Source organism: Microbacterium sp. sgz311019, from assembly GCF_056135325.1.
Genome location: NZ_JBWAXO010000001.1, coordinates 171,096 through 191,729, shown reverse-complemented (window position 1 = coordinate 191,729; position 20,634 = coordinate 171,096). Strand labels below are relative to the sequence as shown.

Annotated in this window: 20 protein-coding genes; 10 read left to right on the top strand and 10 right to left on the bottom strand. The window is 67.8% G+C overall.

Annotation, left to right across the window (positions count from 1 at the left end; genetic code table 11):
- On the bottom strand, positions 1–561 hold the full coding sequence (locus AC0NZN_RS00920; protein WP_474590391.1) for a dihydrofolate reductase family protein: 561 nt from the start codon (positions 559–561) through the stop codon (positions 1–3).
- Between the two features lie 91 nt (positions 562–652).
- Here AC0NZN_RS00920 and AC0NZN_RS00915 point away from each other — a divergent pair, with 91 nt between their 5' ends.
- Complete coding sequence (locus AC0NZN_RS00915; protein WP_474590390.1) at positions 653–1,033, top strand: ArsR/SmtB family transcription factor; 381 nt, start codon at positions 653–655, stop codon at positions 1,031–1,033.
- Complete coding sequence (locus tag AC0NZN_RS00910; protein ID WP_474590389.1) at positions 1,030–1,467, top strand: SRPBCC family protein; 438 nt, start codon at positions 1,030–1,032, stop codon at positions 1,465–1,467. Before AC0NZN_RS00915 ends, AC0NZN_RS00910 begins: the two co-directional genes overlap by 4 nt.
- 3 nt (positions 1,468–1,470) lie before the next feature.
- Here the strand turns inward: AC0NZN_RS00910 and AC0NZN_RS00905 are convergent, their stop codons facing one another.
- Together AC0NZN_RS00905 and AC0NZN_RS00900 are read right to left on the bottom strand one after the other, a co-directional pair.
- Positions 1,471–2,790 carry an MFS transporter gene (locus tag AC0NZN_RS00905; protein ID WP_474590388.1) on the bottom strand — a complete coding sequence of 440 codons (1,320 nt, stop codon included), beginning with the start codon at positions 2,788–2,790 and terminating at the stop codon, positions 1,471–1,473.
- A gap of 270 nt (positions 2,791–3,060) precedes the next feature.
- Positions 3,061–5,943: a DUF8189 domain-containing protein gene (locus AC0NZN_RS00900; RefSeq protein WP_474590387.1), complete on the bottom strand. Its 2,883-nt coding sequence runs from the start codon at positions 5,941–5,943 to the stop codon at positions 3,061–3,063.
- A gap of 290 nt (positions 5,944–6,233) precedes the next feature.
- On the opposite strand from AC0NZN_RS00900, the gene AC0NZN_RS00895 reads away from it, so the two are divergent.
- From AC0NZN_RS00895 to AC0NZN_RS00875, 5 genes are read left to right on the top strand one after another with little or no spacing between them, the layout of a single operon-like run.
- Complete coding sequence (locus AC0NZN_RS00895) at positions 6,234–6,782, top strand: hypothetical protein (protein WP_474590386.1); 549 nt, start codon at positions 6,234–6,236, stop codon at positions 6,780–6,782.
- Positions 6,783–6,787: 5 nt separating this feature from the next.
- Positions 6,788–7,936 (top strand): DUF4331 family protein, encoded by a 1,149-nt coding sequence (locus tag AC0NZN_RS00890; RefSeq protein WP_474590385.1) that lies wholly within the window; start codon positions 6,788–6,790, stop codon positions 7,934–7,936.
- Between the two features lies 1 nt (position 7,937).
- Positions 7,938–9,278 carry a Dyp-type peroxidase gene (locus tag AC0NZN_RS00885; RefSeq protein ID WP_474590384.1) on the top strand — a complete coding sequence of 447 codons (1,341 nt, stop codon included), beginning with the start codon at positions 7,938–7,940 and terminating at the stop codon, positions 9,276–9,278.
- Positions 9,279–9,304: 26 nt separating this feature from the next.
- Positions 9,305–10,153, top strand: a complete 849-nt coding sequence (locus AC0NZN_RS00880) for an enoyl-CoA hydratase/isomerase family protein (protein ID WP_474590383.1) — start codon at positions 9,305–9,307, stop codon at positions 10,151–10,153.
- 23 nt (positions 10,154–10,176) lie between these two features.
- Positions 10,177–11,253, top strand: a complete 1,077-nt coding sequence (locus tag AC0NZN_RS00875; protein ID WP_474590382.1) for a sulfite oxidase — start codon at positions 10,177–10,179, stop codon at positions 11,251–11,253.
- 144 nt (positions 11,254–11,397) lie between these two features.
- Here the strand turns inward: AC0NZN_RS00875 and AC0NZN_RS00870 are convergent, their stop codons facing one another.
- Positions 11,398–11,769, bottom strand: a complete 372-nt coding sequence (locus AC0NZN_RS00870; protein WP_474590381.1) for a cupin domain-containing protein — start codon at positions 11,767–11,769, stop codon at positions 11,398–11,400.
- Between the two features lie 138 nt (positions 11,770–11,907).
- On the opposite strand from AC0NZN_RS00870, the gene AC0NZN_RS00865 reads away from it, so the two are divergent.
- Positions 11,908–12,390 carry a MarR family winged helix-turn-helix transcriptional regulator gene (locus AC0NZN_RS00865; protein ID WP_474590380.1) on the top strand — a complete coding sequence of 161 codons (483 nt, stop codon included), beginning with the start codon at positions 11,908–11,910 and terminating at the stop codon, positions 12,388–12,390.
- 51 nt (positions 12,391–12,441) lie between these two features.
- Here the strand turns inward: AC0NZN_RS00865 and AC0NZN_RS00860 are convergent, their stop codons facing one another.
- The 4 genes from AC0NZN_RS00860 to AC0NZN_RS00845 are packed head-to-tail and all read right to left on the bottom strand — an operon-like array spanning position 12,442 to position 16,405.
- Positions 12,442–14,790: an ATP-binding cassette domain-containing protein gene (locus tag AC0NZN_RS00860; RefSeq protein ID WP_474590379.1), complete on the bottom strand. Its 2,349-nt coding sequence runs from the start codon at positions 14,788–14,790 to the stop codon at positions 12,442–12,444.
- A gap of 30 nt (positions 14,791–14,820) precedes the next feature.
- On the bottom strand, positions 14,821–15,090 hold the full coding sequence (locus tag AC0NZN_RS00855) for a DUF6510 family protein (protein ID WP_474590378.1): 270 nt from the start codon (positions 15,088–15,090) through the stop codon (positions 14,821–14,823).
- Entirely contained in the window at positions 15,087–15,815 is a 729-nt protein-coding gene (locus AC0NZN_RS00850; protein WP_474590377.1) for a ferredoxin reductase, read from the bottom strand. Before AC0NZN_RS00850 ends, AC0NZN_RS00855 begins: the two co-directional genes overlap by 4 nt.
- On the bottom strand, positions 15,812–16,405 hold the full coding sequence (locus AC0NZN_RS00845) for a sulfite oxidase-like oxidoreductase (protein ID WP_474590376.1): 594 nt from the start codon (positions 16,403–16,405) through the stop codon (positions 15,812–15,814). The genes AC0NZN_RS00850 and AC0NZN_RS00845 overlap by 4 nt, the downstream gene beginning before the upstream one ends.
- A 188-nt stretch (positions 16,406–16,593) precedes the next feature.
- On the opposite strand from AC0NZN_RS00845, the gene AC0NZN_RS00840 reads away from it, so the two are divergent.
- Positions 16,594–17,151 (top strand): HdeD family acid-resistance protein, encoded by a 558-nt coding sequence (locus AC0NZN_RS00840; protein WP_474590375.1) that lies wholly within the window; start codon positions 16,594–16,596, stop codon positions 17,149–17,151.
- A gap of 80 nt (positions 17,152–17,231) precedes the next feature.
- The gene (locus AC0NZN_RS00835) at positions 17,232–17,789 is read left to right on the top strand and encodes an HdeD family acid-resistance protein (protein ID WP_474590374.1); all 558 of its coding nucleotides are present in this window, start codon (positions 17,232–17,234) and stop codon (positions 17,787–17,789) included.
- Between the two features lie 73 nt (positions 17,790–17,862).
- Here AC0NZN_RS00835 and AC0NZN_RS00830 read toward each other — a convergent pair whose 3' ends face one another.
- Both AC0NZN_RS00830 and AC0NZN_RS00825 read right to left on the bottom strand, forming a co-directional pair.
- Complete coding sequence (locus AC0NZN_RS00830; RefSeq protein ID WP_474590373.1) at positions 17,863–19,851, bottom strand: S9 family peptidase; 1,989 nt, start codon at positions 19,849–19,851, stop codon at positions 17,863–17,865.
- A 3-nt stretch (positions 19,852–19,854) separates the two neighbouring features.
- Positions 19,855–20,628 carry an SDR family oxidoreductase gene (locus tag AC0NZN_RS00825; RefSeq protein ID WP_474590372.1) on the bottom strand — a complete coding sequence of 258 codons (774 nt, stop codon included), beginning with the start codon at positions 20,626–20,628 and terminating at the stop codon, positions 19,855–19,857.
- Between the last annotated feature and the right edge of the window lie 6 nt (positions 20,629–20,634).

Here is a 20,634-nt window from a genome sequence, read left to right as displayed (position 1 = left end):
TCAGGGCGCGGTGACGTGATACCGGAGCTCGGCGAAAGGCCCCTTGCGCACGGCGTCCACGAGGGTGAGGCGGTCTGCGCCGAGGTTGCGGGGGAGCAGCGGCTTTCCTGCGGTCAGGGTCGCCGGGGCGAAGGTGACGACGAGCTCGTCGAGGCGCCCGGCATCCGCGAACTGCCCGGCGAGATCGCCGCCACCGACGACCCAGACATCCCGGTCGCCGCTCGCCGCCGTGATGTCGGCCCAATGATCCTCGACCTTCCCGGAGACGAACCGGATATCGACCCCCGGCACGACCGGGAGATCCCTGGTCGTGAAGACGAATGTCGGCCTGTCTCCGTAGTAGCCCGGCCATTTCTCCGGATGCGCGACGAGATCCTCATGGGCGACGACCCACTCGTAGGTGGATGAGCCCTGGACGAGGGCGCCGATCCCGGCGAGGAAGTCGTCGAAGCCCTCGGCGGTGTCGGCATCCGGAACCGCGAACAGCCATTCCAGGGAGTCGTGCTCGTCCGCGAGGAATCCGTTGAGCGTGCAGGCGGTGTAGAAGATGGCGCGGGTCATACGCCCACGCTAGAGGCGGCAACACAACCGCGAAGGGGTTGACGCGTATTCAACCGAGCGGTATTCTACTAATCGGTTGAAAGGAGGGCGAATGTCAGCGGATGCATTGAGCCAGACCTTCGCAGCGCTCGCCGACCCGACGCGCCGCGCGATGCTCGAGCGACTCAGCAGGGGAGCGGCGACGGTCAACGAACTCGCGGAACCCTTCGACATGACGCTCGCCGCGGTCTCGAAGCACCTGCGGGTGCTGGAGAACGCGGGGCTCGTGACGCGCAGCAGGGAGGCGCAGTACCGGCCCGCGATGCTCGACGCGCGGCCGCTGGCCGCCGCATCCGGCTGGATCTCCGATTACGCGCGCTTCTGGGAGGAGAACGTCGCTGCCATCGACGTCTACCTGAACGTCCTCCAGCAGCTGACCTTCCATTCCGATCAGACAGATGACACCCAATACGAACAAGGAGCCCCGACATGACTGAGTACTTCACCGTCACCCGCACCCTCGCCGCACCCCGCGACCTCGTCTTCGACGTCCTGACGACACCCGAGCACTTCGCCGTCTGGTTCGGAACGGCGGCGGTCGAGGTCCCCGCCGAGTCGCTGTCGATGGATGTGCGGCCGGGCGGCGAAATGCGCGCCGACATGGTGCTGCCCGACGGCACCGTCATCCACTGGGCGGGGGAGTACGTGGCGGTCGAGCGGCCGTCCCACCTCGCGATGACCCTCACGGATCGCCCCGACGAGTACGCGGGCCTGCCCGTGCTGTTCGACCTGGAGGAGGTCGACGGGGGCACCCTGCTCACGATCCGTCAGGATCGCTCCGACTTCACTGACGAGCAGGTGGCGGCGACGATCGCGGGCTACGACAGCTTCATCGACGACATGGAGCGGGTGCTCGCGAGCGTATGACCCCTACGGACGGCGCCGCGGCGTGTGCAGTCCCATCCGCACGCGTGTGCGGCGCCGTTCGACCGTGATGAAGAAGATGCCGAGGAGCCACAGCGGCACCTGGGTCAGGAAGGCGATCCGGAAGGCGTTCAGCGAATAGGTCGCAGGGGTTCCCGCGCCCTGGAGGTCGAGCGCGAGGCCGATGAGGAAGATCGCGATGAGAGCCGAGAGGAATCCGCCGACGTTGGTGATGCCGGTCGCGGTGCTGAGCCGGTGACTGGGATTGTGCGTGCGTGCGTGATCGAACGCGATCATCGACGCCGGGCCGCCCATGGCGAGCGATATCGCCAGAGCGATGAGGAGCCACAGCGGCGCCGGTCCGGGCCACGCGATCACCACGAGCCAGGCGACGACCTGTACCGCCACCGCCGGCAGCACCAGCAGGTGCGAGCGGCGGGTCGGATTGCGGCTTGACAGCGCGCCCATCACGGGCCCGATGCACATGCCGACGACCACGAAGATCGTCGTGATGAGGGATGCCTCGCCCGCCGTCCGGCCCTCGCCGGAGATGAGGAACGGGAAGCCCCACAGCATGACGAACGCGGTGCCGGCGAACGGCGTCGTGAAGTGCGACCAGAACGCCAGGCGGGTGCCGGGATGCGACCACGCCTCGCCGATGCTCTGCCGGAGATCGGCGGAGCTCTTCACCACACGTATCGCGCCGGTGTCCGTGTCGACGGAGACATCTGCGTCGACCTCGGGCGGGTGGTTGCGGATGACCGCGAAGACCAGGACGGTGAAAAGGGCGCTGAGACCGGCCAGGCTGCCGAAGGCCACCTCCCAGCTCGTCGCGTGGAGCAGAGCGGCGATCGGCAGGATCGCGAGGATCTGGCCACCCTGGCCCACGATGCCCGTCGATTGCACCATGACCGGTGCGCGCTGCGCGGGGAACCAGGTCGCGATCACGCGGAGCACGCTCGGAAAGACCGCCGCGTCGCCGGCGCCCAGCAGCATGCGTGCCGCGATCGCCACGCCGACGTTGGGGGAGAGCGCCATCACGAGTTGGCCGACCGCCATCAGGCCCATGCCGATGGTGATGATCGGGCGGGCGCCGAACCGGTCGAGCATCACACCGACCGGGATCTGCATCGCCCCGTAGACGCCGAGCTGCAGCACCGCGAACATCGCCAGGGTCGAGGCATCCGCGTGGAATCGTTCGGAAGCGTCGACGCCGACCGCGGACAGAGACGTGCGGTTGGTCACCGAGAGCACGTAGCCTGCGACGGCGATGCCCCAGATGATCCACATCCGCCACTGGCGCGCCCGTGTCGGTGCCCCGCTCATGCGGTCCCGCGGTCATCCGGGTGCACTCGATCGTCGCCCGAGCGGCCTCCAGCCCGAGCGAGGGGGAGGGATCGGGCGGCCGGCACCTCTCCATCGTATGACCGCGTCAGGACGCGGTGTCTGCCGCCTCCGAAGCGCGCGGCGCCTATCGGACCGCGCCGGCATGCGCGTCAGGTCTCGCGTGCCAGAGGCGGAAAGAGTTGCGGGCGATCATTGCAGGTGAGCCTGCAATGATCGCCCGCAACCCGGGGTACTCGGGAACCGCCGAGGCTATCCGAACGTGCCGCCGCGTGCGGTCCAGCCGGTCCAGCCGGCCGAGGTCCAGGTCTTCTGCCACAACTGGTCGTCGAGGCCCCGCACGAACACGTCGGTGCGACCGACCGAGGCTGCCAGCGCAGGCGCACCCGTGAACTTGCCGCTGGTCGGTCCGCCGAGGGCGACCCATCCCGGAGACCAGACTCCTGCGGCGAACGCGGTCTGCCAGATCTGACCGTCAGTGCCTCGGACGTGGACCGTGATGTTTCGGTTGGCATCCGAGGCGGCGGTGGGGCTATCGGCCAGCACGCCGCCGCGTGCGGTCCAGCCGGTCCAGCCGGCCGAGGTCCAGGTCTTCTGCCACAACTGGTCGTCACGGCCCCGCACGAACACGTCGGTGCGACCGACCGAGGCTGCCAGCGCAGGCGCACCCGTGAACGTGCCGCTGGTCGGGCCGCCGAGGGCGACCCATGCCGGAGACCAGGTGCCTCCGGGGAACGCGGTCTGCCAGATCTGACCGTCGGTGCCGCGGACGTGGACCGTGATGTTTCCGTTGGCATCCGAGGCGGCGCCGGGGCTGTCAGCCAGGACCCCGCTGCGCGCGGACCAGCCGCTCCAGCCGCCCGTCGAGGTCCAGGTCTTCTGCCACAACTGGTCGTCGAGACCCCGCACGAACACATCAGTGCGTCCTGCCGACGCCGTGATCGCGGGTGCACCTCTGAACTTGCCACCGGTCGGTCCGCCCAGCGCGGCCCACGCCGGAGCCCAGGCGCCGCCGATGAACGCCTGCTGCCAGATCTCGTTGTCAGTGCCACGCAGATCGACCGTGATGTTTCCGCTGGTGTCCGAGGCGGCGGCCGGGCCGCTGATGGGGTTGGCTGGAGCTACTACGAGACCCCATGCGTCTGTGGTGGGGACAACGCGCGACCATACCTTGATCGCCGTGGCTCCGCCGGCGGACTCGAAGGGGCCGGGGAACGGAGTCGTGGTGTTTCGAGCCACACCGAGGTAGTCGGTGGAGACGGACATGGGGGAGCCATCCGGGTTGGTGAAATCCTGCTGCGACGTGGCCGTGATGCCCAGCGACGCGGTGCTCACCAGTGCCTGGACGGTCTTCCAGGCCTCATCGCGCGGAACGGTGAGGTACCAACCATCCGAGTCCTTCCACAGGACGGGAACGTAGTCGACCGAGGACGCGATCACTCCGCCTGACTCCTGGGCGGATTTCGTCGCACCGGCGGTGTAGACGTTCGCCTTCATGGAGATCGCGTTCGCACCGCTCGCGCTGTCCCAGAGGGTGAGGTTGGCGGCTCTGCCGAGGACGTTGTTGGCCCATTGCTGCCCACCCAGCGGGATCGCGGCATTCTTGACGGTCGCGGTCGTGTGCGGGGTGAAGACCGGCGTTTGCCGACTGTCTGCAGACGCGGAGGTCGCGCCGGTGACGAGGTTGTGTGCCCACGCGAATCCATCCGACCCGCAGTAGAACGCGGTGGAGGAGATCATGATGTTGTTGGCCAGGAGCATCGGCCCATGGTCGACCTCGAGATAGAGATCCTTGACGTTGCCGTGCATCAGGTTGCCGAGGATGCGCGTGCCCTGCGCCATCCAGTCCAACCAGATCCCGGATATCGCACCGACGTTGTAGATGTGATTGCTTGAGATCACGGTGTCGATGGCGGCGTGGATCTTGATGCCTGCCATTTCGGCGCCATCCCAGATGCCCTGCGTGTGGATCTGGTAGATCTCGTTGTCGGTGATGGTGCTGCCGATGGCGCCGAGCGAGCCGACGACTCCGGTCTGTCCGCAGTGGTGGATGGTGTTGCCGCGGACGATGTGGCCGCCGATGTTCGCGAAGGTCCACCGGCTCGCTGGTGTTCCGTCCGAACCGATGGTCTGCGCGTCGGAGATGGTGGAGTAGTAGCCGTCGGTGGTGCCGCGTAGGCCGTCGTATTGGTCGGAGTACTTGCCGAGCGCGATTCCCGAGCAGCGCGAGTAGGCGATCTCGTTGTTCTCGATGATCCAGCCCTTGCACCAGTAGGCGCTGACGAGGCCCCATTGGCCCATGGTCGGGGCGGCCCAGTTCGTTGCCGCGTTCGTCAGTGTGAACCCGCTGATGGTGATGTAGTCGCACAGGGCGGCGGCCGGCTTGAACACCGTGGCCCGCACGCCGACCTCGACCGATCCGTTGTTGGGGTTCGAGCCCGCGGGGAACTTCGCGGTGATGACGGTGTTGCCTGCGGCGTTGTACTGCGGGGTGTAGCTGGGCGCGGTGCCGTCGACGAGTCCGTCGACGTCGGACCACCACGACGCTGACGCCGACGAGCTGACCGCGGCGGCGCTGGTCGCCTGCGGCAGCCACGCACCGTTGAGGTAGACCATGCCGCGTCGGTGAATTCGACCCTTCCCATCGAACCAGTCGCCGTGCACCTGCTCGGCGTAGGGGTGGAACCCCCCGAAGTAGCTGTTCGGGATCGTCAGGGTCCAGACGTCGGCGGTACCGGTGACTTTGCTCCACCCGGTGAACACGTCGGAACCTGTGACCGTGACCGCGGCGCCGGTCGCGGCCTGGTAGGTGATCCGGGACGCGTCCGAGGTCCCGCCCCGCGGAAAGATGACTTCTTCGCGGTAGACCCCCGCGCCGACGATCACGGTGTCGCCCGCGTTAGCCTTCTGCGCTGCCGCGTTGATCGTGCGAAGCGGCAGCTTGTCGTCCGTGCCCGCGTTCGCATCGTTGCCGGTCGTTGCCACGTAGTAGGTCGTCGGCGTCGTTGCGAACGCCGTCAACGGCTTCGGGAAATCCAGCAACACCATCGCTGCGCCCGTGCTGGCCCCCAGGGCCAGCAGCGCCCGCCGTGAGATCTCGAAACGGGTCTTGGCAACATCATCTGAGTTGGCCACGCTGCATCCTCCATTGGTCAGACCGGTCAGACAGCGAGGGCTGTCCGGGCCCGATCGTATCGACGCGACCACGTTCACAGACCCATATAGAAACTTCCGAAATCCACCTTTCGAAACAGTTGCGGCGAACAGGATGAGTGTGTCGATGGATGACCCCACTTCAGAGCGCCTCAGTCGCGCGACGTGAATTCGCGGATCGCTGGCAGGGGAGAGCTTCAAGAAGCGTCGCTCCCTAGCATCCCGAACGCCTGGCGGTGCAAGATGAGACGTCATCGGAATGGGGGAACACAATGGTCGCAGAGGCGGCGCAAACATCAGGTCCTGGGGTCACAGTCGGGGCGACGAGTGAATTCAGCCTGTTCTTCCACGTGAAGCCGGGGGAGGGGCCGTCGCTGCGCACCGCGCTCGAAGACTTGCAGAATCACCCCGGATACCGACCAGGCGATTACGGCATGGCGGTCGCGACAATCCACGAGGCACGGTTCGTCCTCTTCGACAATGACACGCGGCTCGCGTTCATCACGAGCTTCGACGGGTCGTGGGACGCGTACATGGACGACTTCTTCAATTCGGGCCCGACGCTCGCCCTGTTCGATGTGATCTTCCGGCACACGCAAGGCTACGAGGGCCTACCAGACCTGGCCGCCGAGAAGGCATTCATCCTCGGCGCACAGGAGCGGGCGGCAGCATACGCACGCAACTACCCCGGCACCGTCAAAGAGGTGCGCAAAGCGCAACGCGTGAATGCGGCATTCCAGCAGGTCCTCGACCACGCCGATGCCGCCGAGGCGCTCTCGCATCCTGCGCTGCGACCTCTCCTCGAAGAGGCCGGGGACTGACCGGCATGTCGGACCATATCTCGGGCCCGCGGGCCCTGGCCAATCCCATCGCAGACATCACTGACCTGTACGCCTTCCCGAGCCCCGAGCGGACAGGGAATCTCGTGCTGGTGTTGAACACACTCCCGTTCGCGAAGGTGACCGACGCGTTCTCCGAGGGGCTCGTCTACCGGTTGCGTGTGCGCGCGGCGATCGCGACCGGCGGCGCGGCCCCGTTCGCGCCGGCCCACGCGCACGAGCATGACCACGACGGCGATCACGAATACCGCTTCGACATCGTGTTCGAACCGCCGGTCCGCGCCGACGACGGCACGTTCACGCAACACGGCACGGTCACGACGCCGGCGGGTGACACCGTGGCCTTCGAGGTAGGCGACGAGTCCGGGCTCGAGACGAATGGCGTCAGGGTCTTCGCCGGAGCGCGCTGGGATCCTTTCATCCTCGATGCGCCGGCCGCTCTCAAGACCGTCGCGACTGGTCAGCTTGCCTTCACCGACCCGGGGTCCATCTTCATGGACGGAAAGAACGTCCTCGGGATGGTCCTCGAGGTCGACGGCGCGCTTTTCGGCGCTCACACACTCCTCGCCGTCATCGGCGAGACTCTGACGCGCGGTGTCTTCAACGTGCGCATCGAGCGCACGGGCCGCCCCGAGGTGAAGAACCTCCTCCTCGCCCCCAAGCAGTTCGACGAGCTCAACCGTGACATCGAGATCCGCGACCTCTACAACATGGAGGATGCGTTCCACGAAGAGGAGGGATACGGCAACGCGTACCGCGCGCGTCTGAACGCCAACCTCGCGTTCTGGGACAGGCTCGACGGCAAGACGGACTGGCCGCTCGTCGACGGCGTGCATCCGCTCACCGAGCTCGTGTTCGCGGACTTCCTCCTCATCGACATCTCGAAGCCATATCAAGAGAACGGGTCGTTCCTCGAGATCGAGCTCGCCTCGCTTGCGGGCCGTGCGCACGAGACATGCGGCGGCCGCGCGCTCAACGACGACATGATGGACACCTGGTTCACGACGTTCATCACCGGTGGCAACGGGGCGGAGATCCGTGATGGTGTGGATGCCTCCTCCCGTCCGTCGTCGCAGACCTTCCCGTATCTCGCGGCCCCCAACCCCAACCCGCCCGAGAAGCCGGAGCACCATTGACATGGGCGAGACGGCTGAGGTGCTCCTCGAGCTCGATGACATCCAGAGCGGTGCTCTGCACGAACGGCCGTCGCCCTACGTCGGCACATATCTGCTGCTTCGCATCGACGACCGCGCCGACGGACAGGAACTCGTACGACGGCTGGTGCCGCTGATCGCGTCGGGCGGGCTATCGAGCGACTCGGGGCGGGATGCCTGGATCACCGTGGGGTTCTCCCACCAGGGTCTGTCGGCGCTCGGCGTGCCGCAGGCATCCCTCGACAGCTTCGCCCCTGAGTTCCGTGAGGGCATGGCTGCCCGGGCCGATCAGCTCGGAGATGTCGGTCCCAGCGCTCCCGAGAACTGGGAGGCGCCGCTCGGTTCGGGCGAAGTTCATGTGGCGATCGCAGTGCTCGCACCTGATAATGCGACGCTGGAGGCTGTCGCCATGCAGGCCCGTACTGCGCACGAGGAGCTGCCGGGCATCACAGTCGTGTGGCGGCAGGACTGCTATCAGCTCCCCACGGGGCGCACCTCTTTCGGGTTCAAGGACGGCATCGGCCAGCCATCGGTCGAGGGCAGCGGCAGGACACCGTCGAACCCGCACGAGCAGCCGTTGAAGGCGGGCGAGATCGTGCTCGGTTACCCCGATGAGACCGGTGAGTTGCCGCCGATGCCGACCCCCGACGTGCTGGGCCGCAACGGAACATACGTGGTGTTCCGCAAGCTGCACACCGACGTGGCAGGGTACCGGCGGTACCTGCGTGCCAGGGCGGCGGACCGCAAAGAGGAAGCCCTCCTCGGTGCGAAGATGGTCGGCCGCTGGCAGTCCGGCGCCCCGCTCGCGGTCGCCCCGGACCAGGACGCTCCGGAGCTCGGCGCCGACCCCCACCGCAACAACGCGTTCATGTATGGCGACGATCCGCGCGGGTTCAAGTGCCCGATCGGCGCCCACGCGCGCCGTGGAAATCCCCGCGACGCACTTGACGGCGACGGCAGTGTCAACGTCCGTCTGCACCGGATGATCCGGCGCGGCACGAGCTACGGGCCGGAACTGCCGGAGGGGGTGCTTGAGGACGATGGCGCGGATCGCGGCATTGTCTTCGTGTTCGCGGGAGCGCACATCAAGCGCCAGTTCGAGTTCGTCAAGACGCAGTGGCTGAACGACGGGATCTTCATCGGCGCCCCGAACGAGGCGGACCCGTTGATCGGGTCGGCCGCGGGCGCCACTGACTTCACCATTCCCCAGCGGCCTATCAGGCGCCGCCTTCACGACATCCCGCCGTTCGTGACCACCCGCGGCGGGGAGTACCTCTTTGCCCCGAGCTTGTCCGCGATGCGCTGGCTGGCCGAACTCGACTGAACGCCTGAAACCGAGGAGACATCGCGATGACCGACCGCTGGACGAGCCTCGACTTCCCGGTGCCGGCCGCCGATGCACAAGAGCCCGAATCGTCGGTTCTGCTGGAGTACCGCGACGATGGACGCATTGCGGTGATCACTCTGAACCGGCCGCACGCGGACAATGCGATCACCACAGACATGGGCGCCCGCCTGACCGAGGCGGTGGAGGAAGTCGCCGTGAAGACCGTGGTGCGGGTCGTCATCCTGACCGGTGCGGGGGAGCGGGCGTTCTCAGTCGGGAGCGACCTGCGGCAGCGCAATCAGATGACGAAGCAGGACTGGCTGCGCCAGCGTCAGGCGTTCGACCGAACGCTCTACACGGTGCGACAGCTGCGCAAGCCCATCTTCGCGGCCGTCAACGGCATCGCGTACGGCGGGGGCAGTGAGCTCGCGCAGAGCTGCGACTTCATCATCGCCTCCGAGAACGCCACCTTCGGGCAGCCGGAGGCGATGATCGGGCTGTCCGCGGGTGGCGGCTCGCCGGTGTTCCTGCCGCGTCTTCTCGGGCGCGGCAGGGCCATGCAGATGCTGATGACCGGCGACCCGATCAGCGCGGCCGAGGCACACAGGCTCGGAATGGTCAACGAGATCCATCCGCAGGACGGACTCGTCGATGCCGCGATGCGGATCGCGCAGAGGATCTCGAGCAACTCGCCGACCGCTGTTCAGGCCGTGAAGCGCGCGGTGCAGCTCGGCGAAGGACAGCCCACGGAGCAGGCGATCGCGATCATGTTGGATGCGCACTGGCGCTCCGCCATCCACCCCGACCGCGCCGAGGGCATCGGTGCCTTCAACGACGATCGCGACCCCGACTTTCGCGACGCCGATTTCTGATCGAATACGAAGGGGAGCCAGCCATGGATGCGACAGAAGACCTCAGGACGGCGCGAGCGGGACTGCAGCTGATCAACCCGACGCCGTACAACGCCGAAGCACCCCCGGCGGCACTCGTCGGCGAGATCACCCCGACCGAGTACCACTACGTCCGCAGCAACTTCTCCCTGCCGGATCACGACGGAACCCTGCAGATCGCCGGCGCGGTCGATCACCCGCTCACGCTCACGCTCCACGACCTGCTCGCATTCCCCGCGCATGAACATGCGGTGACGCTGGAATGCGCCGGGAATGGGCGTCTGCAGATGCGACCCCTGCCGACGGGGGAGCCCTGGGGCGACTACGCCGTGTCGACGGCGCGCTGGAAGGGCGCCCTCCTCAGCGATGTGCTGGCGCAGGCCGCGCCCGCCGCCGTTGGCGTCGACGTGCTGTTCACGGGCGCCGACCACGGCGCTTACCATCTGAACCCTGTGCTCACCGACATCGACCGCGAGGACCTGCGATTCGAGCGAGCGCTGCCGCTCGGCCTTGCCACGGACCCCAACACGGAGATCCTCATCGCGTATGAGATGAACGGGCAGCCGCTCGGCCGCGACCACGGGGCCCCCTTCCGGATCGTCGTGCCGCATTGGTACGCGGTCGCATCGGTGAAGTGGCTCAAGCGAATCGACGTGCTCACTGAGCCGTTCGCCGGCGAGTTCCAGACCGGCCACTACATCTACGAATGGCCGGACCGCCCGCACGAACCGGTCGCCCTCATGCGGGTGAGGGCGCGGCTCACCGAGCCTGAACCGGAATCGGTCATCCCGGCCGGGCCGACCATCGTGCGCGGCAAGGCCTGGTCGGGCACCGGACCGATCACACGCGTCGAAGTCAGCCTCACCGGCGCCGGAGAATGGCACGCGGCCGCCCTCGCACCGCCGACCGGCCCGTACCACTGGCAGGAGTGGAGCTTCGACTGGGACGCGTCCATCGGACGCCACACCCTGCGGGTGCGGGCCACCGACGCGGCCGGCAACGTGCAACCCGAAGTGCCGGAATGGAACCGGCTCGGCTATGGCAACAACGCCGTCGAAGTGATCTACGTTGACGTCGTCTGACGGGCGAAGACCGTAGACGAGGATCGCGCGGTTGTGGGCCACGAGGGAGAGGGTGTGTCAGTCTGAGCTGACATAATGTGCATTATCGGCGAGTGTGCGAGGCATTCTCCGTGTCGCATTGCGGCGTCGATGCCACAGCATCCATCACTGTGCCCAGGGCGGGTCGAACGTGCGTCCTTGCATGGTCACCCGCATTCCGACCGTCGTGACGGCGCTCAGAGTCGCCGGCTCGCTCGTGTCGTTGAAGACGCGAAGTTCCGTAGCCGGCGGGACAAGGATCGCTTCTCCCGCTCTGGCTCGCACGCGCTGTCCTTGCAGAACGACGACGATCTCGCCGCTGGTGACGAGAAAGGCTTCTTCGCGACTCATGCTGTGAACCGCACTGCTCGTGCCGGGTGGGGCCTCAACGTGCCAGATCGCCAGCTGAGTGCTGCCGCTCGATGGCACCGCTATCGGCCGCAGGACGAACCCGTCCGTCCCGAACCTGCCGGTCGGTGCGAGTGGATTCCGCGGCATGGCCGCAGCCGGCGAATGGGTGTCCGATCTGGCCCTCTCGGCGCCAGGCGTCACGGTGGTGCGGGATTCGTGTGAAGGTGAGATGATGACTCCAATAGACAAGGGGCTTGTCTAACTCTAGCAGAGAGGGAGCGGCGCGTGACGACAGGCGACGACGGTTCTCCGATCGAGCCGGGCTGGCGGATACCGCTGCTCCTGGCGGGAGCACTGAATGCGATGATCAGCGGCCTGCATCACTACCTCGCCGATCACGGTCATCCCCATGCACGCCCGGTGCACGGATTCGCCCTCCAGGCGATCGCGGAGGATGCGCCGACCGTGAACGAACTGGCGCACCGGCTGTCGATCAGCAAACAGGCGGCTGCGCAGAGGCTGCAGTCGCTCGAAGCGCTCGGATACGTGCGCCGCGAGGCTGATCCGCATGATCGACGCGCCGTCAGAATTCATCGGACCGAAAGGGGCGACGACCTCTTGAGGGTGAGCGCGGGGTACTTCGATCGGTACGTCGACGGCTGGCGCGACTCGTTCGGAGCGACGGAGATCGACATGTTCGCCCGCCAGCTCACCCTGATGGGCGGCAGTTCGCCATTCCTTGATCTGCCGACCCTCCTGTCCACCTGACCGCCGGGAGCGAGGGGGCGCGCGCACGCTCTCGCCCCCGCTCCCCCAGGCTCAGGCCCCGACGTACTCCGCGAGGAATTGGCCTGTGAGCGTCGACCGGTCGGCGATGAGATCGGCCGGGGTTCCCTCGAAGACGACCCGGCCGCCGTCATGGCCGGCGCCGGGTCCGATGTCGATGATCCAGTCCGCGTGCGCCATGACGGCTTGGTGGTGCTCGATCACGATGACGGTCTTGCCCGAGTCGACGAGACGATCCAGCAGGCCGAGCAGCTGATCGACGTCCGCGAGGTGCAGACCGGTCGTCGGCTCGTCGAGGATGTACACGCCGCCCTTCTCGCCGAGATGCGTCGCGAGCTTGAGCCGCTGACGCTCGCCGCCGGACAGCGTCGTCAGCGGTTGACCGATCTGCAGATAGCCGAGGCCGACGTCCGACAGTCGCGACAGGATCGTGTGCGCAGCCGGCGTCTTCGCTTCGCCGCTTGCGAAATGCTCTGCGGCCTCGGCGACCGACATCGCCAGCACTTCGCTGATGTCCTTGCCGCCGAGCCGGTATTCCAGGACGGATGCGTCGAACCGCTTGCCTTCGCACACCTCGCACACCGTCTCGACGGATGCCATGGGCCCGAGGTCGGTCGTGATGAACCCGGCGCCGTTGCAGTTCGGACATGCGCCCTCGGAGTTGGCGCTGAACAGGGCCGGCTTGACCCCGTTCGCCTTGGCGAACGCCTTGCGGATGGGCTCGAGCATCCCCGTGTATGTGGCCGGATTGCTGCGCCGCGAGCCGCGGATCGCGGACTGGTCGATGGCCACCACGCCCTCGCGACCGGCGACCGATCCATGGATGAGCGAGCTCTTGCCCGAGCCGGCGACTCCGGTGACGACCGTGAGCACGCCGAGCGGCACGTCGACGTCGACCGCCTTCAGGTTGTGCGTCGAGGCGCCGCGCACCTCGATGGCACCCCTGTGCGGACGTACGGAGGGCTTCAGCTGCGCACGGTCGTCGAGGTGGCGTCCGGTCACGGTGCCGCTGGCGCGCAGCCCGTCGACGGTCCCCTCGAAGCAGATCGTGCCGCCATCTGACCCCGCCCCGGGCCCGAGATCGACCACGTGGTCCGCGATCTCGATCGCCTCGGGCTTGTGCTCGACGACCAGCACGGTGTTCCCCTTGTCGCGTAGCTGCTGGAGCAGCTCGTTCATGCGCTGGATGTCGTGCGGATGCAGCCCGACCGTCGGCTCGTCGAACACGTAGGTGATGTCGGTGAGGGACGAGCCGAGGTGTCGGATCATCTTGGTCCGCTGCGCCTCTCCCCCGGACAGCGTCCCGGACGGGCGATCGAGCGAGAGGTACCCGAGACCGATGTCGACGAACGAGTCGAACAGCTGACGGAGGGAGGCCAGCAGCGGCGCGACCGTGGGCTCGTCCAGAGCGGCGACCCAGGCGGCGAGGTCGCTGATCTGCATCGCACAGGCGTCCGCGATGCTGATCCCCTTGATCTTGGATGACCGCGCACCTTCGTTCAGGCGGGTTCCGCCGCACTCGGGGCAGGTCGCGAACGCCACGGCTCGCTCCACGAAGGCTCTGATGTGCGGCTGGAGGGAGTCGACATCCTTCGACAGCATCGATTTCTGGATGCGTGGCACCAGCCCCTCGTAGGTGAGGTTGATGCCGTTGATCCTGACCTTCGTCGGCTCCTTGTAGAGGAAGTCGTGCAGCTCCTTCTCGCTGTACTCCCCGATCGGCTTGCCCGCGTCGACGAACCCGGACTCGGCGTAGAGCCGCACCGACCACCCGCCCGCCGTGTAGCCCGGGATCGTGATCGCTCCGTCGTCGAGCGACTTCGTCTCATCGAAAAGCTGGTGGATGTCGACATCCGACACCGTCCCCATGCCCTCGCAGCGCGGGCACATCCCGCCGGTCTGGCTGAACGTGCGCCGGGTCGTGACGCCGCCGACCGTGATCGCGCCCTTGCCCTGCACGGTCGGGATGTTGAACGAGAACGCCTGCGGTGAGCCCACGAACGGCTCACCCAGGCGGCTGAAGAGGATCCGGAGCATGGCGTTCGCATCCGTCACCGTGCCGACCGTGGACCGCGCATTCGCGCCCATCCGCTCCTGGTCCACGAGGATCGCCGTGGTGATGCCCTCGAGCACGTCGACATCCGGCCGCGCGAGCGACGGCATGAAGCCCTGCACGAACGCGCTGTACGTCTCGTTGATGAGCCGTTGCGACTCGGCGGCGATCGTGGCGAACACGAGCGAGCTCTTGCCGGAGCCCGAGACGCCGGTGAACACGGTCAATCTGCGCTTGGGTATCGAGAGGCTGACGTCCTTGAGGTTGTGCTCGCGGGCGCCCTCCACGCGGATCGCATCGTGTATGTCTGCGGCGAAGTCCGAGGCCATGCGGTTCACTCTAGAGGGGCGGGCGACCGCTCAGCTCGGACGCAGTTCGTGGAGCGCGCCGATGACGACGCGGATGGAGTCGCCGTCGTGCAGCACGGTGAACAGTGTGTGGGTGCAGCTGCGGCAGCGCACGATGGCGGCGGCATCGTCCATCTCGACGACGGCCTCAGCGAGGACGGAAACCGCTCCGCAACCCCCGCACACTCCGACGAACATCGTCGCGTCCCCCGCGAACACTTCCGACAGAAGGCCCGCGATCGCGTTCCCGTCGACGATCGCCTGCTCGTCGTGCTCGCTCACGATGCCCCTCCGAATCGCTCGGTGCGGATATCCGTCGGCCGATGACCCAGCTCGACGAGCGCATCCGCGACATGCTCGACGAAGCCCGTCGGCCCGCAGACGTAGACCAGCGGACTCTGTTCGGCCGGCCAGACGGATGCGCGCAGGCGCACGCCATCCACTCGTCCGACGTCGCCGTCCCACCCGGGCGGCGCGGCGCGCGTGTAGGCCCAGGTCACCGGTACTCCCCCGCCCTGGGCGCCGCGCGTGAGCTCATCGCGATATATCGCGTCCTCGGTCCGGCGCACGGAGTACAGCAGACGGAAGGATGCTGCGGCCCCCGCATCCGTCGCCGCCCGCGCAATCGCGACCAGCGGCACGACGCCCGAACCGCCCGCGATGAGCTGCACCGGCCCGGCATCGGCGGGACGCCAGACGAAGTAGCCGCCGAGTGGTCCCTTGACCTCCAGCTCGTCCCCCGGCTGGACATCGCGCACGAGGTAGGGCGACACCTCGCCGTCGGGGACCTCGTCGACCGCGATCTCGACCAGGGTGCCCGCGCCGTACGATCCCAGCGAATACGAGCGCACGGCCTGGTAGCCGTCCTCCGCGGTCAGTCGCAGGTCGATGTGCTGGCCGGCCGCGCTTCCCGGCCATCCGGGGACCTCGAGCCGCAGCACGCGGGCCGAGGGCGTCGCCATCGTCACTGAGGCCACCGTCGCCGCGCGCCAGTCCCCCGCGATCACCAGTACCGCTCCTCCGTCCACGGGTCGCCGTGCATGTTGTACCCGTTCTGCTCCCAGAAGCCGGGCGCATCCTGATCCATCAGTGTCAGACCCTGGACCCACTTGGCGCTCTTCCAGAAGTACAGGTGCGGCACGAGCAGCCGCGCCGGTCCGCCGTGCTCCGGATCGAGCGGTGCGCCGTCGAACTCGAAGGCGACCCAAGCCCGCCCGTCGCGCATCTCGGCGAGGGGCACATTGGTCGTATATCCGCCGTACGAATGGGCCATCGCGTAGGAAGCTGTGGACTCGACCCCCGCGAGCAGCCTGTCGATCGACACGCCGCGCCAGGAGGTGCCGAGCTTCGACCAGCGCGTCACGCAGTGGATGTCGGTGCGGATGTCCTCGACCCCGAGTGCCAGGAACTCGTCCCACGACCACTGTGCGAGCAGCTCCGACCCCTCGCGGAGCTCGAATCGCCACGTCGCACGGTCGATGCGCGGGGTGGGGCCGGCGGAGAGCACCGGGAAGTCCTCGGTCAGGTATTGCCCGGGAGGCAGATGCGGATCGCTCTCCCGACGGCGGGCACCGAACCCTCGTGACACGACAGCCATGACAGACCCTCCTCGCCTCGCGGCTTCGCCGCGCACGCTCACCGTAGCGGGCATGCGCGCCCACCGGTACCCGCTCACGGGATCCGAGCGCGGCGACGACACGCGCGGGAACACGGATCCCGCGTCATCGGATCGCGCTATGGTTAGCGCAGTTCCGTGTTCAGCAATCTCTCAGGGAAGGGGTCATCATGTCTGATCTCACCGCGGATGAGAAGTCTGCCGTCAACGGCCTGCGCACCGCGCTCGGCATCGGCGGCATCCTCGCCATCCTCCTCGGCATCGCCATCCTCGTCTGGCCGGCGAAGTCGGCCTCGGTCGTCACCATCCTGATCGCGATCTACGCGATCGTAGGCGGCCTCGTCTACGCCGGTCTCGGCATCTTCTCGCGTGGGATGCGGGCGTGGCCGCGCATCGGCCACATCCTGCTCGGGATCGTGTTCATCGTCGCCGGTGTCATCGCGTTCGCGAACCTCAACCAGGCGACGCTCTGGCTGGCGTTCTTCATCGGCATCCTCGTCGGCGTCATGTGGATCGTGGAGGGCATCGTCTCGCTCACGACGCTCGGCGACGCGGCCTCGAAGGTCTGGACGATCATCTTCGCGATCATCAGCATCATCGCGGGCATCTTCCTGATCTTCTCGCCCGTGTGGGGAGTGGCGATCCTCTGGTGGATCCTCGGCATCGCGCTGATCGTCCTCGGGATCGTGAACCTCGTCCGCGCGTTCACATTCGCACGCAAGGCCTGATCCAGGCGCCGTCAGACGGGCGTCCGGGAGAATTCCCGGGCGCCCGTCTCGCACTCCACCCGAATCTCTGAAGGGCTGCCATGTCCACTGCCCAGGAGCGCGGCGAGGCCGCTGCGACCCGCATCCGCAGATCCCTCGGTGTCGGCGGCGTGCTCGCCGTCATCGCCGGGATTCTGATCCTGTCGTGGCCAGGAAAGACGATCCTCGTCGTCGCCGCCATCGTCGCCTGCTATGCCATCGCCGCCGGTCTCGTGTACCTCGCGATCGGGATCTTCTCGCGAAATACCCGCGGCTGGGCCCGACTGGGTCACATCGTGCTGGCGCTCGTGTGCCTCGTCGTCGGCGTCATCGCACTCATCAACCTGACGTCGCCGAACGGGTCGCCGCTGCGGCTGCTCGGCATCCTGATCGGCATCATGTGGATCGTCGAGGGCATCGTCTCGCTGTCGACTCTCGGGGATGCGCCTTCGCGGGGCTGGTCGATCGCATTCGCCATCTTGAGCGTCATCGCAGGCATCGTGGTGCTCGTCGCACCGATCGCCGCCACGCTCGCACTGTGGTGGGTGCTCGGGGTGCTGCTGGTGGTCCTCGGCATCATGAACATCGTGCGGGCGTTCACCATCCGCACGCTGTTCTGAGTCATCGCATCCTCAACGGGCGCCCCGGAAAGCCTCCCGGTCGCTCACGCGTCCGGGCATCCGGCCGGCGCGCTTACGACGCGTTCTCGACCGGCAGGTGGCGTGACCACCATCCCACCACGGCGTCGAACCGCTGCACGCGGTGGCGCGGCTGGCCACCGCGGGTCAGCTCGTGGTTCTCGCCGGGGAAGATCAGCATCTCGGCGTCGACGCCGCTGCGCTTGAGCGCCGCGTAGTACCGCGTCGCCTGCTCGAGCGGGCAGCGGAAGTCGAGCTCCGAGTGCAGCACGAGTGTCGGCGTCATCACCCGGTCCACGACCGCCATCGGGCTCTGGCGCGCGATGTCGTCGGGCGCGACGCCGACGTACTCGTCGCCGAAGAATGTGCCGATGTCGCTCGTGCCTTGGAAGGTCGCCGGATCGAGGAAGCCACGCTCCACGATGGCGCCGGCGAAGCGGTGGTCGTGCGCGATCACCCACGCCGTCAGGTATCCGCCGTACGAACCGCCCATGATCCCCGCTCGCGTGCCGTCGATGCGCTCGTCCGAGGCGACCGCGCCCTCGAAGAAGTCGATGACGTCGGCGAAGTCCACCGTGCCCATCGCCTGACGGATGGCACGGCCGTGATCGCGTCCGTAGCCGGCGGACCCGCGCGGGTTGCAGTACGCGACGGCGTACCCGGCGTCCACGAGCACCTGCGTCTCGTCGAACAGGTGCACGCCGTAGGACGCGTAGGGCCCGCCGTGGATCTGCAGGATGACGGGGAACGGCCCCTCGCCGTCTGGGGTCGCGACCCAGCCGTGGATCGGGTAGCCGTCGCGACCGGTGACGACGAGCTCGCGCGGTTCGGCGATACCAGACGACTGTGCCGCATCACCGAACGACGTCAGCGTGCCGTGACGAGCGAGCACGAGCTCGCCGAACGAGTCGGGTCCTGCGACGGCGGCGAGGATGCGGTCTCCCCCGGCACCGTGGCCGGTGACCTCCACGTCGCCGTCGAGGACCGTGGACACCTCCCCCTCGCGCGTGACCCGCACGAGCTCCACGCGCCCGCGTGTGCGGTTCTGCAGCAGGAAGTCGGAGCCGACGAATCCGATGTGGCTGCCGACCTCGCCGAGGTCGAGCGTCTCGGGGTCGGTCAGTCGGCGCGGACCCGTCGTCTCGACGACCCACAGCGCGCTCGCGGGCGCGATGAAGTCGATGCCGCCAGGGCCGACATCCTCCGCCAGAAGGGCGATCGTGCCGTCGGGGCCGACCGCGACGGCGTTGACCGACAGGTTCGCCTCGCGTCCGACCACCTCGCGCTGCCCGGACCTGTCGATGCGCAGAGCGATGACGCGCGTGCGCAGATCGGGCTCGCGCTCCTCGATCTCGCCCGCGATCGTGAGGATCTCCCATCCGTCCGCGGTGAAGGCCACGCCGGCATGGGACACCTCCCCCTCGGTCAGCTGCCTCGCCTCGGCCGCGACGACCCGCCGTCCGGCGGCCTCCGCGTCCTCAGCACGGAGCGCCGGTGCCGGTTCGTACAACGGCTCCGCGTCGAGGTCGGGTGCTGCGATCAGGAAGACCTGCGCGGGGCGGTCGGCGATGTAGCCGAGTCCGTTCGCATGCCAGCGGATGCCGGTCACCCGCCGCGGCGCCTCGGCCGCCGCATCCAGACCTTCTACGGTTCCGTAGCGGCCGTTCTCGGGAACACGTGCGACGAACGCGAGCATCGCGCCGTCGGGCGACCAGGCGAACTCGGTCACGCTCGCGGGCGCATCCGTCGCCTGGACCGGCTCGCCGCCGCCCGCACCCACGACGAAGATCTGCGCGCGGCCCTTGCCGTCTGCGCGGAGGAAGGCGATGCGCCCGCCGTCGGGAGACAGGCGAGGCGAGGCGTCGGCGACGCCGCGCGTGAGACGTCGCGGCCGGCCGTCGGGCAGCTCGACGCGCCACAGCTGCCCGACGGAGCGATTCGCCTCGATGTCGGGCCTCGACGTCGCGAACACGGCGAACGATCCGTCGGGTGCCACCTGCGGGCGGCCGACCGAGATCAGCGTCTCGATGTCCTCAGCGCGCACGGCTCAGTCCGCGATGAAGGAGCTCGTGTCGCCGACGAGGCGCGTGTTGTCCTCCGGGATGGGCTCGACCGCGGCAAGCGCGATCTCTGCGGCGAACTCGGCGACGTTGTAGAGGCGCCCGGCCTCCTCGCGGCGGTAGGAGATGGCGCCGGGGTTGGCGCGCTCGAGGAGGGTCGCGGTGATCGTGCCCTCGATCATGTCGCCGGACACCACGACGAACTCGACGCCCGCCTCGGTGAGAGCGGGGATCCGCTCGCGCAGGGCATCCTCGCCGGCTCGCTTCGACAGCGCCACCGGCTCGTACTCCGGCATCGTCGGCGTGGTGCGGATGAAGTGCGCCTGGTGGCTCGTGACGAACACCACGCGCGAGCCCGGGCGCATGAGGGGCAGCGCCGCACCGAGCACGCGAAGCTGCGCATCGCGGTTCAGCTGCAGCGCATAGTCCTCGGCCATGCCGCTCTCCATGCCGCCCGACGCGTTCAGCACGAGGATGTCGAGCTTGCGGAACAGCTGCTCGATCTGGGCCATCATGCCGCCCACCGAGATCGGGTCGGTGAGATCGGCGCCGACGACGAGGGCCTGCACGCCCATCTCGCGGACCTCGGCCGCGAGCTTCTCGGCGCGCGGAGCCTTGTTGCGGTAGTTGATGACGACGTTGGCGCCGGCCTCGGCGAGGTAGCGGACGGTGTCCGCGCCGATGCCGCGGGAGGAGCCTGTGACAAGCGCGACCTTCCCGTCGAGCGAACCGGGTTCGAGGATGGTCGGCGAGTCGGTCACGGGTTC

Excerpts from the sequence above, each read along its gene's own strand:
- AC0NZN_RS00890 (WP_474590385.1), top strand. The coding sequence starts at position 6,788 with ATGTCGGACCATATCTCGGGCCCGCGGGCCCTGGCCAATCCCATCGCA.
- AC0NZN_RS00905 (WP_474590388.1), bottom strand. The coding sequence starts at position 2,790 with ATGAGCGGGGCACCGACACGGGCGCGCCAGTGGCGGATGTGGATCATC.
- AC0NZN_RS00835 (WP_474590374.1), top strand. The coding sequence starts at position 17,232 with ATGTCCACTGCCCAGGAGCGCGGCGAGGCCGCTGCGACCCGCATCCGC.
- AC0NZN_RS00880 (WP_474590383.1), top strand. The coding sequence starts at position 9,305 with ATGACCGACCGCTGGACGAGCCTCGACTTCCCGGTGCCGGCCGCCGAT.
- AC0NZN_RS00895 (WP_474590386.1), top strand. The coding sequence starts at position 6,234 with ATGGTCGCAGAGGCGGCGCAAACATCAGGTCCTGGGGTCACAGTCGGG.
- AC0NZN_RS00920 (WP_474590391.1), bottom strand. The coding sequence starts at position 561 with ATGACCCGCGCCATCTTCTACACCGCCTGCACGCTCAACGGATTCCTC.
- AC0NZN_RS00875 (WP_474590382.1), top strand. The coding sequence starts at position 10,177 with ATGGATGCGACAGAAGACCTCAGGACGGCGCGAGCGGGACTGCAGCTG.
- AC0NZN_RS00860 (WP_474590379.1), bottom strand. The coding sequence starts at position 14,790 with ATGGCCTCGGACTTCGCCGCAGACATACACGATGCGATCCGCGTGGAG.
- AC0NZN_RS00915 (WP_474590390.1), top strand. The coding sequence starts at position 653 with ATGTCAGCGGATGCATTGAGCCAGACCTTCGCAGCGCTCGCCGACCCG.
- AC0NZN_RS00845 (WP_474590376.1), bottom strand. The coding sequence starts at position 16,405 with ATGGCTGTCGTGTCACGAGGGTTCGGTGCCCGCCGTCGGGAGAGCGAT.
- AC0NZN_RS00870 (WP_474590381.1), bottom strand. The coding sequence starts at position 11,769 with ATGCCGCGGAATCCACTCGCACCGACCGGCAGGTTCGGGACGGACGGG.
- AC0NZN_RS00910 (WP_474590389.1), top strand. The coding sequence starts at position 1,030 with ATGACTGAGTACTTCACCGTCACCCGCACCCTCGCCGCACCCCGCGAC.
- AC0NZN_RS00840 (WP_474590375.1), top strand. The coding sequence starts at position 16,594 with ATGTCTGATCTCACCGCGGATGAGAAGTCTGCCGTCAACGGCCTGCGC.
- AC0NZN_RS00885 (WP_474590384.1), top strand. The coding sequence starts at position 7,938 with ATGGGCGAGACGGCTGAGGTGCTCCTCGAGCTCGATGACATCCAGAGC.